Source organism: Vandammella animalimorsus (assembly GCF_002288875.1).
Classification (GTDB): domain Bacteria; phylum Pseudomonadota; class Gammaproteobacteria; order Burkholderiales; family Burkholderiaceae_C; genus Lampropedia; species Lampropedia animalimorsus.
Window position 1 is genome coordinate 162622 of record NZ_NTBH01000006.1, and the last position, 15080, is coordinate 177701.

Below are 15080 nucleotides of genomic sequence, written 5' to 3' on the forward strand. Positions count from 1 at the left end.
CAGCTCAAGCTGGGCCCCATCAGCCCAAGGCGGACTTGTTAGAGCCTGTTCAAAAACACGGCGCGAGTGGGCAAGAAGCGGTTTGGGGTGGCTGCAAGGCGCAAAACGCAGCCATAGCTGGGGCTATGGCGAGGCTTTGCGGGCGCAGCAGAGCGCCCAAATCCGCTCGCTCTCTTGACCGCCGTGCAAAGATTTTGAACAGGCTCTTACAGGCCACAAAGAATCGGGCCAGGCCTTCAGCCTGCGCCCTCTTCAGCCACTTCACGGATGTCGGCAATGGGTTGCTGGCCGAAATCGGGGCGCTGCAGGTAGGCCAGGATGCGGCGCGCCGTGTCCTCGGCGCTGCTGAGCTGGCCCTGGCTTTTCAGCGCGGCAAAGCGCGGCAGATCGGGGAAGTCCTGCGCGGCGGCGCTGCGCAGGTGGGTTTGCATGTCGGTGTCGATCACGCCCGGCGCCAGGGCGCAGACCTGCGCGCCCTGCGGCGTGGCGGCCTCTTCCAGCGCCAGGCAGCGGGTGAAGTGGTCCAGCCCGGCCTTGGCGGCGCAGTACGGGGCTTGCGAGGCCATGGGGCGGCGCCCCAGGCCGGAGGAGATGTTGAGGATTTTGCGCTGCCCGGCCCAGCCCTGGGTGGCGGCCAGGAAGGCTGCGCTCAGCAGCATGGGCGCCTCCAGCCCGACGCGCAGCGCCTGCGCCATGGCCGCCGGCTGGCTGCGCCGCAGCGGTGCAATGGGCGGGATCACGCCAGCGTTGTTGATGAGCGTGGCCACGCCAAAAGCCCCCGCCGGTTGGCTGCGCAGCCAATCCTGCAGGCGCTGCGCGGCCTGCTGCGGCTCGCCCAGATCGATGGCCCATTGCTCCAGCCTGGCGCCAGCGCGCTGGGCCTCGGCAACCAGGCCGGCATGGGGCTGGCGCGCCATGGTCAACAGGGTCTGGCCGGGCTGTAGCAGTTGCCGCGCCATGGCCAGGCCCAGGCCGCGCGAGGCGCCGGTGAGGATCGTCAGCGCAGCGGGCTGGGCGGCGGGCATAGCGTTCGGCATTGCATCAATCTTCGACGAAGGCCTCCTCGCGCTTGCTGCGGATCGAGGGCAGCAGCACGATGATCAGCAGCAGTGCAGCTGCAATCAGCAGGCCTGCGGAGATCGGGCGCGTGACCAGCACGGACCAGTCGCCGCGCGAGAGCAGCAGCGCGCGGCGCAGGTACTCCTCCATCATCGGCCCGAGGATGAAGCCCAGCAGCAGCGGCGCGGGCTCGACCGCGAGCTTGTGGAACAAATAACCGACGAAGCCGAAGATGCCCACCATCCAGATGTCGAACACGTTGTTGTTGGTGGTGTACACGCCCAGCGCGCAGAACAGCACGATGGAGGGAAACAGCCAGTTGTAGGGCACGGTCAGCAGCTTGATCCAGACGCCGATCATTGGCAGGTTCAGGATGATGAGCATGGCGTTGCCGATCCACATCGAGGCGATCAGGCCCCAGAACAGCTCGGGGTTGCTGGTCATGACCTCGGGGCCGGGCTGGATGTTGTGGATGGTCATGGCGCCAACCATCAGCGCCATCACGGCATTGGGCGGGATGCCCAGCGTCAGCAGCGGGATGAACGAAGCCTGCGAGCCGGCGTTGTTGGCCGACTCAGGCGCTGCCACGCCGCGGATGTTGCCCTGGCCAAAGGGCACCTCGCCAGGCTTGAGCTTGGTTTTCTTCTCCAGCGTGTAGGACGCGAAGGACGACAGCAGCGCGCCGCCGCCGGGCAGAATGCCCAGCATGGAGCCCAGCATGGTGCCGCGCAGGATGGCCGGCAGCATCAGCTTGAAGTCCTCGGCCGTGGGCATCAGGCCGCGCACCTTGGTGGTGATGATGTTGCGGTTCTCTGGCGGGCGCGAGAGGTTGGCGATGATTTCGCCATAGCCGAACACGCCCATGGCGATGACCACGAAGTCGATGCCGTCGGTCAGCTCAGGGATGCCCAACGAATAACGGGCCACGCCGGAGTTGATGTCGGTGCCGATCATGCCCAGCAGCAGGCCCAGCACGATCATGGCGATGGCCTTGAGCAGCGAGCCCGAGGCCAGCACCACAGCACCAATCAGGCCCAGCACCATCAGCGAGAAGTACTCGGCTGGACCGAACATGAAGGCCACCTTGGTCAGCGGCACGGCAAAGGCCGCAATCCACAGCGTGCCAAAGCAGCCGGCGATGAACGAGCCGATGCCGGCGGCTGCCAGCGCCGGGCCGGCTCGGCCCTTCTTGGCCATCTGGTAGCCGTCGATCACGGTCACCACGGCCGCCGATTCACCGGGCAGGTTGACGAGAATGGCCGTGGTCGAGCCGCCGTACTGCGCGCCGTAGTAAATGCCCGCCAGCATGATCAGCGCCGAGACGGGCTCCAGCCCATACGTGATGGGCAGCAGCATGGCAATCGTCGGCACCGGGCCCAGGCCGGGCAGCACGCCGATCAAGGTGCCCATCAGGCAGCCGATGAAGGCGTACAGCAGGTTCTGGGCGGTGAAGGCGACGCTGAAGCCCAGCGCCAGGTGGTCAATCATTTCAGTCATGCATGCACTCCCGCTGGCTCAACCGATGAAGCTGGGCCATACGGGCAGCACCAGCCCCAGGCCTTTGATGAATACAAAGTAGCTGCCCGCCGCCAGCACCGTCGCCAGGATCAGGCTGGTCTTGAATGACGGCTGGTGCGCCGCGCGGCTGGCGATGATGGTCAGCACGTAGATTGCCACCATCAGCCCGAACGAGGGAAAGCCCAGCTTGGGCAGGCCCACCAGGAAAATGCCGAACGCAAAGTTTGCCGCCAGCACGTAAAACAGCGGCTTCCAGGCCCAGCGCCCCACCGGATCGCCATCGGGCGGGCCGTTGCGGCGCAGCACGGAATTGAGCATGATCAGCGCCCCCAGGGCCGCAAGCAAAATGCCCAGCATCAGCGGAAAATAGCCTGGCCCCATGCGCGCAGCCGTGCCAATCGAGTAGGACTTGGCGCCCACTGCGAACGTCACGCCGATGATGGAAAACATCAGGCCCGAGAAAAAGTCTTTCTGGCTTTTGATCAGCACTCCAGATCTCCTTGAACACACTTTCGTGGTGAGTCGGGTTGCAATGGCCACATTGCGAGGGCGGTATTGTGCCTACTTCGAGCCAGCCTGCACTCCAGATCAGCCCCAATTTGTCACAATTGATCGAGCATTGGCAACAAACACACAAGCCGCCAAAGCGGGGCGAGCGCCTGCCGGGCCAGACGTTTGCGCAGCGCGATGAGCAGCCAGCCCCCTGCCACTGTCCTCGCCCATCAATCACTTTAGGCAAACACCCATCAAAACCGCCAAAAACAGCGGCAATGCCTGCAAAAAGCATTCGATCTGCGGGGAAATGCGCTGTCAGAGCGCCCAGCAGCCAGGGCTGCCGCTAGAATCCGCCGCAATCTGCTCGCACCGCCCGCGCACCCCTTGCGCGCCAGCGGATTGTCGCAGCCCACGTTCCATCCCTTGCAGCTTGACAGAAAGGTCATCCGCATGAATCCCTCCTTCAATTCCTACAACGGCAGCGCCCACTACCAGGCGGCCACGCAACAGCGCAACCGCGTCATGCGCAACACCTATTGGCTGCTGGCACTGTCGATGATCCCGACGGTTCTGGGTGCCTACGTTGGCCTGGCCACCAATATGACGGCGGCGCTCTCGGGCGGCCTGGGCGCGATCGTGTTCCTGGCAGGCGCGTTCGGCTTCATGTTCGCCATCGAGAAAACCAAGAACTCAGGCCTGGGCGTGGTGCTGCTGCTGGCCTTTACCTTCTTCATGGGCCTGATGCTCTCGCGCCTGCTGGGCGTGGTGCTGGGCATGAGCAATGGCTCGCAACTGGTGATGACCGCCTTTGCCGGCACCGCAGGCGTGTTCGCCACCATGGCCACTGTGGCCAGCACGACCAAGCGCAGCTTCGACGGCGCAGGCAAGTGGCTGTTCGTCGGCGCCATCGTGCTGCTGATCTCCGGCCTGCTGAACATCTTCGTGTTCCAGTCCACCGCGCTGTATGCCGCCACCTCCACCGTGGCCATCGTGCTGTTCAGCTTCTGGCTGCTGTATGACCTCAAGCGCATCGTCGATGGCGGCGAGGTCAACTACATCTCGGCCACGCTGTCGCTGTACCTGAGCCTCTACAACATCTTCCAAAGCCTGCTGGGCCTGCTGGGCATCTTCGGCGGCGAGGATTGATGCCTGCCAGCAAAGCAGTCTGCTGAAACGACAATGCCAGCGCCCCGCAAGGGCCGCTGGCATTTTTTCGCGCCACTGCCGCGCACCCCAAAAACGTGCATGCAAGCGCGGCACGCCCATGGATGCAATATGTCAGTGCAGCAAGGGCGGCTCCTGCGGGGCGATGCGGAAAAAGCCCGTGCCGGCCGATTGCAGGCGCTGCTCATCGGCAGTGCTGGGCCGCACGCTGTGCACCTTCAGCGCCAGCTGCAACGCAATGCCCGCCAGCGGGTGGTTGCCATCGAGCACGACGTGCTCCGGGTACAGCTCGGTCACGGTCAACAGCGCATCGGCCGGGGCATCCGATTGCGCGCCCGGCGGCAGGGCGCTGCCTTCGAGCACCATGCCCTCCTCCAACTCGGCCGGGAACAGCGCGCGCGCTTCCAGATACACCAGGGCTTCGTCGTAGTCGCCAAAGGCGTGCTCGGGCTCCAGATACAGATTCAGCGCTGCGCCGGCGCGTTGGCCCAGCAAAGCCTGCTCGATGCTGGGCAGCAGATCCTGCCCGCCCACATAGAATTCGACCGGCTCGCTCAGCTCGTCCAGCACTTCGCCCAGGCTGTCCTTGAGCGTCCAGGTCAGCGCCACTACGGTGTTGTTCATGATTTCCATGGCGGGCGATTGTCGCAGCTTTGCCGCCCTTGCCTGTCAGACCTTCCTGAAAGCCTGTTCAAGATCTTGCAGGGATTTTGAACCGCTTCCCCAGTCTCTTTGCCATGTCCCCGATTGCTCTTGATACCCCTCTGGCCCTGCTTGGCGGCCTGACGCCAGCGCGCTTCATGCGCAGCCACTGGCAGCGCAAGCCGCTGCTGATCCGCCAGGCCATCACCTCCTTCACGCCCCCGGTCGATGCCCAGCGGCTGTTCGCCCTGGCCGCCAGCGAGGCCGTGCAGTCGCGTCTGATCACACAGACCGCGCGCGGCTGGGCCCTGCGCCACGGCCCCTTCAGCCGGCGCCAGCTGCCGCCGCAATCGCGTCCGGGCTGGACGTTGCTGGTGCAAGGCGTGGATCTGCACGACGCGCAAGCCCACGCGCTGCAGCAGCAGTTCGCTTTCATCCCGCAGGCCCGACTGGACGACCTGATGATCAGCTACGCCAGTGACGGCGGCGGCGTCGGCCCCCATTTCGACAGCTACGACGTCTTTTTGCTGCAAGCACAAGGGCGGCGGCGCTGGCGCATCGGCAAGCAAAAGGACTTGCGCTTGCAACAAGGCGTGCCACTGCGCCTGCTGGAGCATTTCGAGGCCGAGCAGGAATGGCTGCTCGAACCCGGCGACATGCTGTACTTGCCGCCGCGCTACGCCCACGATGGCATTGCCGAAGGCCCTGGCTGCATGACCTACTCGATCGGCTTTCGCTCACCAGGCCGCCGTGAGCTGGCCGCCACCTTGCTCGAACGCCTGGCCGAACCCGACTGGGATGAGGACACGCCCGCCAGCAGCAACGCCCACGCCGCCGTGCTCTACCGTGATGCAGGGCAACCGGCCACGGCCCAACCCGGCGCCATTCCGCCAGCCATGCAGCAATTTGCGCGTGACGCCATGCTACGACGCTTGCAGCAGCCCCATGCCATCGAGCAATTGCTGGGCGAATACCTCAGCGAACCGCACCCCAGCGTGGTCTTTGAAGGCGACGACGCCCCGCTGCCGCCGGCCCAGGGGCAGGCCGGCATCGCCCTCGGGCGCAAGAGCCGCATGCTCTACGACGAGCGCTTTCTCTACGTCAACGGCGAGAGCTGGCGCATCGGCGGGCGCGACGCCGCGCTGCTGCGTCAACTGGCCGACACGCGCTGGCTGGCGCAGGCGCAATACCAACGCCTCAGCCCTGGCGCCCAGGGCGTGCTGCAGGAATGGGCCGAACAGGGCTGGCTGTTCTTCATGCCTTGAGCGTGCCAAGCGCCTGTGCTCAACGTCGTCAATGGCGCACGGCCCAGTTTGGGATGGCTGCAAGGCGCAAATTTGCAGGCGCAGCACACCGGCCCAGGCATGGGGATGAGCGCGGCGCAAGGATTTTGAGCACAGGCCTCAGGCCCTGGGCGATACTTGCCCTCAAGAGCAGCATCACGCAGAAAGAGGGGAGCAAGCCATGCAACACGAGCAACACCACCGCGCAGCAGCGCCAGCCCAGGCCACCAACGCCAACGCCGATGCCGCCACCCCAGCCAGCGCCCCCCACACCGAGCGTTACGCCATCAACGGCATTGCGCAATGGCAGCAAACGCTGGAGAAATTCCTGCGCACGGCCGAGCAGCAGGCCTGCCCGCGCATCATCTGCTGCAGCCCGGACTTCTCCGGCTGGCCGCTGTCCAGCGCCCCGCTGCTGGACGCACTGCAGGACTGGCTGCGCCCACAGCGCCAACTGATCCTGATCGCCAACCAATTCGACACGTTGATCCGCCAGCAACCGCGCTTCGTGGCCTGGCGCACCCGCTGGGATACGGTGGTGCAAGGGCGCAAAGTGGCGCGCCAATTCACGCGCGAAACCCCCAGCTTTGCGCTGGCGGGCAGGCAAAGCATCTGGTTGAGCAACCCCGACTTCTTCACCGGCATCTACGGCAATGATCCGGCCCTGGCCCAGCAAGTGGGCGAGCAGGCTCAGGAATGGCTGGAAAACCGCAGCAGCATCGGCTTTGCCAGCAGGACTTTGGGGCTGTAAGACTAGGGGATATGCACTTTGCGCTCTCGCTGAGGCGCAAAGTGCATAACGCGCTCTAAATAAAAATGCTCAATGCGGACGCCTGCGCAGCCAAGATGCACTCAGGCTGGCCAAGGCCAATCCCAGCAGCAACACGCTCCATTGCCCCAGAGTGGGCACCGGCGTGGCACCAGCAGGCACAGACGCCTGGCCTGGCTGGACGCCGTTTCGGGTAGCCGCCGGCCCTTCTCCCGCAATGTTGCTCGCGGTCACAGCAAAGTCATAAGCCGTCCCATTGATCAAACCTGTCACGGTACAGGTCCGCGCCGTAATGCCGGTGCAGCCAGGATAAGCCGCACCATCCACTGACACCGTATAGGTATAGCTGCTGGGGTGACCCGTGATCGGCACTGCCCAAGACAGCACAACCTGGCCATCGCCAGGCGCTGCCTGCAGGTTTTGCGGCATGCCAGGCAGGCTTGGCGGCGTCCAGGGCTGGCTGCTGTTGCGCGCCCGCTTGCCCTGCAAAGACGCCTGCTGGTTGGCTGGCACCGCAGCCAGGTCAGAGCTGGAGGGCTCGCCGCTGCCAACGGCCGTCGTCAGCGCGTATACCTTGAATACATAGGTGTGTTCCGCATTCGTCGGCGGGCAGGGACCACCATAGCCAGGCGTGCCAAATTCGTTCTGGGCGCTGCTGCTGTTGTAGTTGCTTGCAGCGTCATGGGGCAGGGTCATGCTGCTTTGCGCCGCCTGTACGGGAATGTCCCACACCTTCCAGTGCAGCCATGGAAAGGTTTGGTCGCGCATCTCGATGGCCAGGCGCTGCGTTCCAGCGGGAATGCCCGTGATCTCCAGCGGAGGCGACCAGTTGCTGCCATTGCACTGACCAGGGAGGTTGTATGTGAACGGATCTGGAATGACGGTGCCAGCAGCAAAGGCTGGCGAAGTCACCTCCAGCTGCGCGTGCACGCTGGCACAGCTCAGCAAGGCTGCGCCTGCGATCAGGCGCTTGCAAGAAAAAGACAAAGCGATCATCGGTTCTCCTGGAGATGGAAATGGAAAAGATTAATTTGCTCAATGATTTGCCAAGTGAATGCGAAAGGCGTTTGAACTTTGAGCAAAATGAATTTTAACTAGATAATTTTTCTAGTATTACTTAAATTTGCTTTTACAGCTCTCGCTAACATCGATTCGATGAAGAGCGATGACAAGCGTCAGTCGGAAGAAGCGCAGGCCTTTGCACAAAGGCTGCGTCAGGCATTGGAAGAGGCGGGAATTCCCGCCTCTCCTACTGTGGTCGCTCACGAATTCAATTTGCGCTATTGGGGGCGCAGCATCTCCGTGCATGCCGCGCGCAACTGGTTGATGGGTATTTCCCTGCCCCGGCAGGACAAGCTGCGCGTTCTCGCGGCTTGGCTGCGCGTCACCCCCGAGGCCCTGCTGCTGGGGGCCGAGCCAGCGCTTTTGCCCATGCAGCGCACAGCGCGCATGCCTGCAAAGGCTGCCGTTGGCTATGAACTCGGCCTGGCCGATCAGCGCATGCTTCAGACCTATCTGCGCCTCTCTCGGGAAAGCCAGCACACGGTGCAAAACGTCGTTGCCGCCTGCGAAGCCCTGGATATGGCCCGCGCCGGCACAGGCGCGCTTTGCGCATCCAAAACCAGCAAGGCATGAGGCCGTTGTGAACAGCCCTTTGGCGTTCGCGCTGAGCGCACAGGGCAGCGCTTCGCATTGACAATAGCTACACACCGAATCACAATCCGTGTGGCTATTGTGTATGCAAAAGAGGGGAAACCATGCGTGACGCCGCCATCAATCTGCGAGCCCTGCCCGAACAGCGCGACTTGATCGATCACGCGGCCCGGCTGCTGGGCAAGAATCGTTCGGACTTCATGCTCGAAGCGGCCTGCGAACGCGCCCAGGCCGTTGTCCTGGATCAGGTGTTCTTCAGCCTGGATGACGAGCAGTTCCAGCAGTTCACTGACATGCTCGACGCGCCGCCCGAGCCCAATCCCGGGCTGGAGCGCCTCATGGCAGTCCAGGCACCTTGGCGCACAGACCAGACATGAGCATGGCATTGAGCGCACCGCAACCCCTTGCGGCGCACCACATCCTGGGTGAATTTGCCTGCGGCGAGGACAGCCTGGATGCATGGCTCAAACGCAGGGCACTGGCCAATCATTTGAGCGGTGCAAGCCGCTGCTTTGTCGTCACCGATCCGCACGAGCGCGTTTGCGGCTACTACGCCATGGCCGCAGGTGCGGTCTCGCATCAGGCAGCCACCAGTAGCGTGCGTCGCAACATGCCCGACCCGGTGCCCGTGATGGTGCTGGCCAGACTGGCCGTTGACCTGCGTGCCCAGGGTCTGCAGCTCGGCGCTGCGCTGCTGCAGGATGCCGTGCAAAGGGCCATGGTCGTGTCGCAAAACGCGGGCGTGCGCGCCCTGCTCGTCCATGCGCTGCACGAGCGCGCCAAGCAGTTCTATCTGCATTACGGCTTTCGGCAATCGCCCCAGCACCCAATGACGCTGATGCTGCGCTTGCATTTCGCCAAGGCGTGACGCGCCCTGCTCGCCCGGAGGCCGCCCTCAAACCTGCGCACCGGCGGGCTCGGCATGGATGCTGGCGGCAGCTTCTTGCTGCGCGCCGCCCGCGTCCAGCTCAATCCAATCGCAGCCCTGCTCCTGGGTGGCGATGTGCAGGGCCACTGGGTGCTCGCCCACGGCCTGGCGCATCCATTGCAGCGTGCGCTGTGGGCAGTTGTTTTGCTGGCTCAGGTGGCCTGCGACCACGTGGCGCAGGCCAGCGTGCAGCACCTGGGCCAACAGCTGCGCGGCCGCAGCGTTGGAGAGGTGGCCGCGCGGCCCGGCGATGCGGCGCTTGAGGAAGGGCGGGTAGCGCGATTGCTGCAGCAGCTCGGGCTCGTGATTGAATTCCAGCAGCAGGGCCTGGCAATGCGCGGCATGGGCCAGCGCATGGGGTGTGACGTGGCCCAGGTCGGTCAGCAGGGCCAGGCGCGCCTGGCCTTGGCGGATGCACAGCTGCAGCGGTTCGCGCGCATCGTGCGGCACGGTAAAGGGCGTGGCCTGCATCGCGCCCCAGGCAATGGGCTGACCATCGCAGGCCACGCGCCACAGGCCGCCGGCATCGGGGCACCCCGCGCCCTGCCAGGTGCCATAGCTGGACCAGATCGGAATGCCCAGGCTGCGCGCCAGCTCAAAGCTGGGGCCAACATGGTCGGAGTGTTCGTGGGTGACGAAAATGGCCCGGATGTCACGCAGCTGCAAGCCGTCACCTTGCAAGCGGGCGGCAAGCTGACGCTGCGTCAGCCCGCAGTCGATCAGCACGGTCATGGGCGCGCCCTGGCCATCGCAGCCTTGCACCAGCGTGGCATTGGCGGCGCTGCCGCTGGCCAGACTGCGAAAGCGCAGCGGCCGACGCGGGCTGGGCAATGGCGATGGCGACAAGGCTGACGCCGACAAGGTCAACGCAGGTCTTCGTGCAGCAATTGCAGGATGCGCCCAGCCTCGGCCGCGGCCATGGCGGCACCGGCTTCGCTTTGCACAATGGCGTGCGAGCGCTGGCCCTGGCCTTGCACCAGGATGCGGTAGCGCACAGGCGCCGGGACGCTGGACGATTGGCCCAGCATGCGGCCAAAGAAGCCAGGCTTGTCGCGCCGCGCCTCGGGCGAGATGTAGCGCACGAAGTACAGGCCTTGGGAGCGGTCGCGGTCTTCGACGGTGAAGCCGGTGCGGTCCAGCGCCGCGCCGACGCGGCGCCAGGCGCGCTCGAAGTCGTCGTCCAGCTGCAGGGCCGGCACGCCGCCGAGCTCGACCAGGCTTGCGCCACCGGCGCTGCCAGCGGTGACGCCGCCCTCTTGCTGGCTTTGCTGGGCAATGGCCTGCGATTGCTCCTCGCTCACGCCCAGCTGCACCATCAGGCGGCGCAGGAATTCGGTCTCCAGCTCTGGATCGGAGGGGCGCGGCTGCCACATGGTGCGCTCCTGCGAACGGTCGGTGAATTCCTCGACCATGCCACGGTGCGTGATGTAGATGTCCGTGCCGCCGTCGTCGCGGCGCTCCATGCGGGTGCGGAACTTGTCGCGCTCGCCGGTTGAATACAGCGAGTCCAGCACTTTGCCCAGGGTGTTGCGGATGAAGTCCTGCGGCAGCTTGGCGCGGTTTTCGGCCCAGTCGGTTTCCATGATGCCCAGCGCCGGCTGGTCCATGGTCAGCACGAAGCCGTTGTCCACCCAGAACTGGCGCACCGGCTCCCACAGCGCATCGGGCGTGCGCGGCACGCTCAGCCAGCGCACATTGCCATCGCGGTGGATGCGCACGTCGGCCACGCTGTCGCCGGCGACACGCTCGCCCTGCCCCTGGCGCACCTGGGAGGCCAGCAGCGCATTGGCCGACACAGGGCCGCCAGGCACGGCATAACGCGTATCGGTGGACAGCTGGGTCAGATCGGGCGGCACTTCCAGCGAGGTGCCGCGCTTGGCGCTCTTGTAATCGATCTTGTCGCCCTGCAGCGAAGAGCAAGCCGACAGCAGCAAGGCCACGGCGGCCAGACTGAGCGAGGCGGCCTGCAGAGGCCGGGGGGTCGAAGCGGTCGAACGGGTCATGCGAGTCATGCCAGCAATGGGTTCAGGAAGGGAAAGAGGCGGCAGCAACGCCGCCACGCGAGGGCCACTCAAAGCAGCTGCGCAGCGCGCAGGGCCTCTTGCACAGTGGGCTGCAGGGCCTGGCTCAGTTCGGTCATGGGCAGGCGCAGCGTCGGGCCGCACAGGCCCAGGCGGTGCATGGCCCACTTGACGGGGATGGGGTTGGCCTCCAGGAACAACGCCTTGTGCAGCGGCAGCAGCTGGCGCTGCAGCGCATTGGCCTGCTGCACGTCGCCGGCCAGCGCGGCCTTGCACAGGCGGCTCATCAGCGCAGGGGCGACGTTGGCCGTCACGCTGATGTTGCCATGGCCGCCGCACAGCATCAGCGCCACAGCGGTGAGGTCATCGCCGGAGAACACGGCAAAGCCTTCGGGCACATCGCGGATCAGCCATTGCGCCCGGGCCAGATCGCCGGTGGCTTCCTTGATGCCGACGATGCTGGGGATTTGCGCCAGGCGCAGCACGGTCTCATGCTGCAGATCGGCCACCGAGCGCCCTGGCACGTTGTAGAGGAACATGGGCAGCTCAGGCGTGGCCTCGGCAATGGCGCGGAAATGCTGGTACTGCCCCTCTTGCGTAGGCTTGTTGTAGTAGGGCACGACCTGCAGCTGACTGTGCGCGCCGACCTGCTGCGCATAGCGCGCCAGCGAGATGGCCTCGGCCGTGGAGTTGGCGCCGCAGCCGGCCATGATGGGCACGCGCCCGGCCGCATGCTCGACCGCTACGCGGATGACCTCGTGGTGCTCATCGAAAGTCAGCGTCGGCGACTCGCCTGTGGTGCCCACAACACCGATGCAGTCCGTGCCCTGTTCGATGTGCCAATCGATCAGCTTGCGCAGGCCGGGGTAATCGACGCTGCCATCCTCGTTCAGAGGCGTGATCAGGGCCACGATGCTGCCCGTCAAGAGCACGGATGGGGAAGAAGAAGCCATAGGTCAATTGCTTGTTGGGAGGCGCGCAAAAAAAGAAAGCGCGATTCTAGAGCGTGATGGTAGAAGGTGATGGGCGCCGCCGCCTGCCTGGATCAGCGCCTTGGTAACGACCTGTTCAGAAGCAGGCCCACAGTTGCTCGGCCAAATACACCATCAGCCCAGGGCGGGCATACAGCCAGAACGCCAGGGCCAGCAATGCAAGCAGGCCTGCCAGGGCCAGTAAGTGGGAAAGCCGGGGTTTGCGCATGGGCTCTGCTGCGAAGGTTTCAAAAGTCTTGACGGCCGGGCCCTGGGGCATCACGCCCCTGCTGGCGCCGCTTGCAAAGGGCGCGCCACGGGGCGCTCATCGACGACCAGATTGATCAGCCCGGCGACCACGCCCAGGGCGATGGCAATATACCAAACGATGTCGTAGCTGCCAGTGCGGTCATACAGGTAACCGCCCAGCCACACGCCCATGAAGCTGCCCACCTGATGGCTGAAGAACACCACGCCGCCCAGCATGGACAGGTGTCGCACGCCGAAGATCTGCGCCACCGTGGCGTTCGTGGGCGGCACCGTCGAGAGCCACAGCAGCCCCATGACGGCCGAGAACAGATACACGCTGGCACTGCTCAGCGGCGCCAGCAAAAACACGCTGATGACCACCGAGCGCGCGAAATAAATAAAGGCCAGGATGTGCCGCCTGGGCATGCTTTGCCCCAGCCAGCCCGACAGGTAGGAGCCAAAGACATTGAACAGTCCAATCAGCGCCAGCGAATACGTGGCCACATGCACCGGCATGGACAAATCCTTCAGATAGCTGGGCATGTGCACGCCGATGAACACCACCTGAAAGCCGCAGACGAAATACCCCAGCGTCAGCAGCTGAAAGCTGCGCAGCGACAGCGCCTCGCGCAGGGCCTGGGCCACGGTTTGCGGCTCGCCCTGGGCCGCGGGCACAAGCGCCGGCTGGGCTGGCCCACGGCGGCGAAAACCCGGCTCGCGCAGGCCCAGGGCCAACGGCGCAATCCCCAGCACGGCCACGGCCAGCACCAGCAGGGCCTGTTGCCAGCCCAGTTGCGTGATCAGCCAGCCCTCCAGCGGCAGCATCAGAAACTGGCCGAAGGAGCCGGCCGCAGCCGTCACCCCCATGGCCCAGGAGCGCTTTTCCATCGGGATCTGCCGCCCGATGACGCCATACACCACGGCGTAGGTGGTGCAGGCCTGCGCCAAGCCCAGCAACATGCCGGCAAACAGCGCGAACATCCAGGGGGTGCTGGCATAGGCCATGCCCAGCAGCCCGGCCGCGTAGCACCCGGCGCCGGCCAGCAGCACGCGCAAAGCGCCCAGGCGATCGGCCACCATGCCGATGAAGATGCCAAAAAAGCCCCAGGCCAGGTTTTGAATTGCCAGGGCGTTGGAGAAGTCCTGCCGCAACCAACCCATGTCCGTGACGATGGGCAACTGCCACAGGCCAAAACCGTGGCGCACGCCCATGGACAGCGTCACCACCAGCGCGCCGCACAGCAGCACCTGCTGCATGGGCAGACGGGCTGGAGAGGAAAGTGAATTCAGGCTCGACGACATGGCGCTGCGGTTTTGGTTTCAGTCCAGTGCTTTCATCCCTGCAAGACGCTGCCGCATTAGCGGCGCCCGCCCAGGCGCCACAGCAGCACGGCCGCGCACAGCCATTGCAGTACGTACAAGGCCGTGGCCAGGTTGTGCCACAACGCCAGGTTCTCGCGTGCGACGATGCGCGGCGCAATGCCGAACTCCACCAGCAGCGCCAGCACCACACCGGCCAGGGCCCAACCCGTCCAGGCCAGCGGCGCGGGCGCTGCTGCAGCGCTTGCCGTCGCGCCATCACCGCCCCGTGCGGGCTTGAGCAAGAACACCAGCAGCATGCCGCAGGCCACCGACAGCCAAGTCATGGCCGTGAACAGCTTGGCCGCCACCTGCCCAGCCTGGGCTGCGGGCAGGTTGGCAAACAGCAGCGGCACGCTGAGAAAGCCCACCACCGACAGCCCGCCCCACCACAGGGCGGCGGCCATCACCGGCAGGCGCTGCAGCAGCACATGGCGCAATGTGGACATGGGACTCCTCCTTGAGGCGGTGTGGCCGGGCCACTCATTCACTGATAGTGCACGGCGACGATTTCGTAGCTTTTCTCGCCGCCTGGGGCATTGACCACGGCCACTTCGCCCTCGGACTTGCCGATCAGCGCGCGGGCAATGGGGCTGGAGACATTGAGCAGGCCCTGCTTGATGTCGGCCTCGTCCTCGCCCACGATCTGGTAGCGCACACGCTCGCCGCTGTCCTCGTCCTCCAGCTCGACGGTGGCGCCAAACACCACTCGCCCGCCAGCATCCAGCGCGCTGGGGTCGATGACCTGGGCAGCGGCCAGCTTGCCTTCGATGTCCTTGATGCGCCCCTCGATGAAGCCTTGGCGATCCTTGGCGGCGTCGTACTCGGCGTTCTCGCTCAGATCGCCTTGCGCGCGCGCCTCGGCAATGGCGTTGATGACCGCCGGGCGGTCCACCGTCTTGAGCTGGTGCAGCTCCGCCTTGAGCAGTTCAGCGCCGCGCTTGGTGATGGGAAGGGTCGTCGTCATTG

The 15080-nt window shown here is 65.1% G+C and carries 18 protein-coding genes; 6 read left to right on the forward strand and 12 right to left on the reverse strand.

Annotation, left to right across the window (positions count from 1 at the left end):
- Positions 1-236 precede the first annotated feature (236 nt).
- From CLI93_RS10205 to CLI93_RS10215, 3 genes are read right to left on the reverse strand one after another with little or no spacing between them, the layout of a single operon-like run.
- Positions 237-1037, reverse strand: coding sequence for an SDR family NAD(P)-dependent oxidoreductase (locus CLI93_RS10205; RefSeq protein ID WP_238946623.1), 801 nt, complete (start codon positions 1035-1037; stop codon positions 237-239).
- Positions 1038-1041: 4 nt separating this feature from the next.
- A complete protein-coding gene (locus CLI93_RS10210; RefSeq protein WP_095542393.1) occupies positions 1042-2556 on the reverse strand; it encodes a tripartite tricarboxylate transporter permease in 1515 nt (504 codons plus the stop codon).
- 18 nt (positions 2557-2574) lie between these two features.
- Positions 2575-3066 carry a tripartite tricarboxylate transporter TctB family protein gene (locus tag CLI93_RS10215; protein ID WP_095542394.1) on the reverse strand — a complete coding sequence of 164 codons (492 nt, stop codon included), beginning with the start codon at positions 3064-3066 and terminating at the stop codon, positions 2575-2577.
- Between the two features lie 456 nt (positions 3067-3522).
- On the opposite strand from CLI93_RS10215, the gene CLI93_RS10220 reads away from it, so the two are divergent.
- Positions 3523-4218 carry a Bax inhibitor-1 family protein gene (locus tag CLI93_RS10220; RefSeq protein WP_095542395.1) on the forward strand — a complete coding sequence of 232 codons (696 nt, stop codon included), beginning with the start codon at positions 3523-3525 and terminating at the stop codon, positions 4216-4218.
- Between the two features lie 132 nt (positions 4219-4350).
- Here CLI93_RS10220 and CLI93_RS10225 read toward each other — a convergent pair whose 3' ends face one another.
- A complete protein-coding gene (locus tag CLI93_RS10225) occupies positions 4351-4869 on the reverse strand; it encodes an FKBP-type peptidyl-prolyl cis-trans isomerase (protein ID WP_095542396.1) in 519 nt (172 codons plus the stop codon).
- 113 nt (positions 4870-4982) lie between these two features.
- On the opposite strand from CLI93_RS10225, the gene CLI93_RS10230 reads away from it, so the two are divergent.
- Both CLI93_RS10230 and CLI93_RS10235 read left to right on the forward strand, forming a co-directional pair.
- Entirely contained in the window at positions 4983-6143 is a 1161-nt protein-coding gene (locus CLI93_RS10230; protein ID WP_095542429.1) for a JmjC domain-containing protein, read from the forward strand.
- 199 nt (positions 6144-6342) lie between these two features.
- On the forward strand, positions 6343-6912 hold the full coding sequence (locus tag CLI93_RS10235; RefSeq protein WP_095542397.1) for a hypothetical protein: 570 nt from the start codon (positions 6343-6345) through the stop codon (positions 6910-6912).
- 69 nt (positions 6913-6981) lie between these two features.
- Here CLI93_RS10235 and CLI93_RS10240 read toward each other — a convergent pair whose 3' ends face one another.
- The gene (locus tag CLI93_RS10240) at positions 6982-7926 is read right to left on the reverse strand and encodes a YbhB/YbcL family Raf kinase inhibitor-like protein (protein WP_095542398.1); all 945 of its coding nucleotides are present in this window, start codon (positions 7924-7926) and stop codon (positions 6982-6984) included.
- 159 nt (positions 7927-8085) lie between these two features.
- Between CLI93_RS10240 and CLI93_RS10245 the strand changes: the two genes are divergently transcribed.
- The 3 genes from CLI93_RS10245 (at position 8086) to CLI93_RS10255 (ending at position 9451) form a co-directional block, all read left to right on the forward strand.
- Entirely contained in the window at positions 8086-8565 is a 480-nt protein-coding gene (locus CLI93_RS10245; RefSeq protein ID WP_238944909.1) for a hypothetical protein, read from the forward strand.
- Positions 8566-8687: 122 nt separating this feature from the next.
- Positions 8688-8960, forward strand: coding sequence for a type II toxin-antitoxin system TacA family antitoxin (locus CLI93_RS10250; protein WP_095542399.1), 273 nt, complete (start codon positions 8688-8690; stop codon positions 8958-8960).
- The gene (locus CLI93_RS10255; protein ID WP_095542400.1) at positions 8957-9451 is read left to right on the forward strand and encodes a GNAT family N-acetyltransferase; all 495 of its coding nucleotides are present in this window, start codon (positions 8957-8959) and stop codon (positions 9449-9451) included. Before CLI93_RS10250 ends, CLI93_RS10255 begins: the two co-directional genes overlap by 4 nt.
- 27 nt (positions 9452-9478) lie before the next feature.
- On the opposite strand, the gene CLI93_RS10260 is transcribed toward CLI93_RS10255, so the two are convergent.
- From CLI93_RS10260 to greA, 7 genes are all read right to left on the reverse strand, one after another.
- Positions 9479-10357: an MBL fold metallo-hydrolase gene (locus CLI93_RS10260; RefSeq protein WP_238945807.1), complete on the reverse strand. Its 879-nt coding sequence runs from the start codon at positions 10355-10357 to the stop codon at positions 9479-9481.
- 17 nt (positions 10358-10374) lie between these two features.
- Positions 10375-11514 (reverse strand): outer membrane protein assembly factor BamC, encoded by a 1140-nt coding sequence (gene bamC / locus CLI93_RS10265; RefSeq protein ID WP_095542401.1) that lies wholly within the window; start codon positions 11512-11514, stop codon positions 10375-10377.
- A gap of 68 nt (positions 11515-11582) precedes the next feature.
- The gene (dapA, locus tag CLI93_RS10270) at positions 11583-12485 is read right to left on the reverse strand and encodes a 4-hydroxy-tetrahydrodipicolinate synthase (RefSeq protein WP_095542402.1); all 903 of its coding nucleotides are present in this window, start codon (positions 12483-12485) and stop codon (positions 11583-11585) included.
- A 115-nt stretch (positions 12486-12600) separates the two neighbouring features.
- On the reverse strand, positions 12601-12783 hold the full coding sequence (locus CLI93_RS10275; RefSeq protein ID WP_095542403.1) for a hypothetical protein: 183 nt from the start codon (positions 12781-12783) through the stop codon (positions 12601-12603).
- Entirely contained in the window at positions 12783-14054 is a 1272-nt protein-coding gene (locus tag CLI93_RS10280) for an MFS transporter (protein WP_238945808.1), read from the reverse strand. Before CLI93_RS10280 ends, CLI93_RS10275 begins: the two co-directional genes overlap by 1 nt.
- A gap of 56 nt (positions 14055-14110) precedes the next feature.
- Positions 14111-14560, reverse strand: a complete 450-nt coding sequence (locus CLI93_RS10285; protein WP_095542405.1) for a DUF4149 domain-containing protein — start codon at positions 14558-14560, stop codon at positions 14111-14113.
- 38 nt (positions 14561-14598) lie between these two features.
- A complete protein-coding gene (greA, locus tag CLI93_RS10290) occupies positions 14599-15078 on the reverse strand; it encodes a transcription elongation factor GreA (protein WP_095538998.1) in 480 nt (159 codons plus the stop codon).
- Positions 15079-15080 lie beyond the last annotated feature (2 nt).

What these genes read in the sequence shown, in the direction of transcription:
- CLI93_RS10205 (WP_238946623.1), bottom strand. Translation starts at nt 1,037, where the DNA reads ATGCCGAACGCTATGCCCGCCGCCCAGCCCGCTGCGCTGACGATCCTC.
- CLI93_RS10210 (WP_095542393.1), bottom strand. Translation starts at nt 2,556, where the DNA reads ATGACTGAAATGATTGACCACCTGGCGCTGGGCTTCAGCGTCGCCTTC.
- CLI93_RS10220 (WP_095542395.1), top strand. Translation starts at nt 3,523, where the DNA reads ATGAATCCCTCCTTCAATTCCTACAACGGCAGCGCCCACTACCAGGCG.
- CLI93_RS10225 (WP_095542396.1), bottom strand. Translation starts at nt 4,869, where the DNA reads ATGGAAATCATGAACAACACCGTAGTGGCGCTGACCTGGACGCTCAAG.
- CLI93_RS10235 (WP_095542397.1), top strand. Translation starts at nt 6,343, where the DNA reads ATGCAACACGAGCAACACCACCGCGCAGCAGCGCCAGCCCAGGCCACC.
- CLI93_RS10240 (WP_095542398.1), bottom strand. Translation starts at nt 7,926, where the DNA reads ATGATCGCTTTGTCTTTTTCTTGCAAGCGCCTGATCGCAGGCGCAGCC.
- CLI93_RS10245 (WP_238944909.1), top strand. Translation starts at nt 8,086, where the DNA reads ATGAAGAGCGATGACAAGCGTCAGTCGGAAGAAGCGCAGGCCTTTGCA.
- CLI93_RS10250 (WP_095542399.1), top strand. Translation starts at nt 8,688, where the DNA reads ATGCGTGACGCCGCCATCAATCTGCGAGCCCTGCCCGAACAGCGCGAC.
- CLI93_RS10255 (WP_095542400.1), top strand. Translation starts at nt 8,957, where the DNA reads ATGAGCATGGCATTGAGCGCACCGCAACCCCTTGCGGCGCACCACATC.
- bamC (WP_095542401.1), bottom strand. Translation starts at nt 11,514, where the DNA reads ATGACCCGTTCGACCGCTTCGACCCCCCGGCCTCTGCAGGCCGCCTCG.
- dapA (WP_095542402.1), bottom strand. Translation starts at nt 12,485, where the DNA reads ATGGCTTCTTCTTCCCCATCCGTGCTCTTGACGGGCAGCATCGTGGCC.
- CLI93_RS10275 (WP_095542403.1), bottom strand. Translation starts at nt 12,783, where the DNA reads ATGCCCCAGGGCCCGGCCGTCAAGACTTTTGAAACCTTCGCAGCAGAG.
- CLI93_RS10280 (WP_238945808.1), bottom strand. Translation starts at nt 14,054, where the DNA reads ATGTCGTCGAGCCTGAATTCACTTTCCTCTCCAGCCCGTCTGCCCATG.
- CLI93_RS10285 (WP_095542405.1), bottom strand. Translation starts at nt 14,560, where the DNA reads ATGTCCACATTGCGCCATGTGCTGCTGCAGCGCCTGCCGGTGATGGCC.
- greA (WP_095538998.1), bottom strand. Translation starts at nt 15,078, where the DNA reads ATGACGACGACCCTTCCCATCACCAAGCGCGGCGCTGAACTGCTCAAG.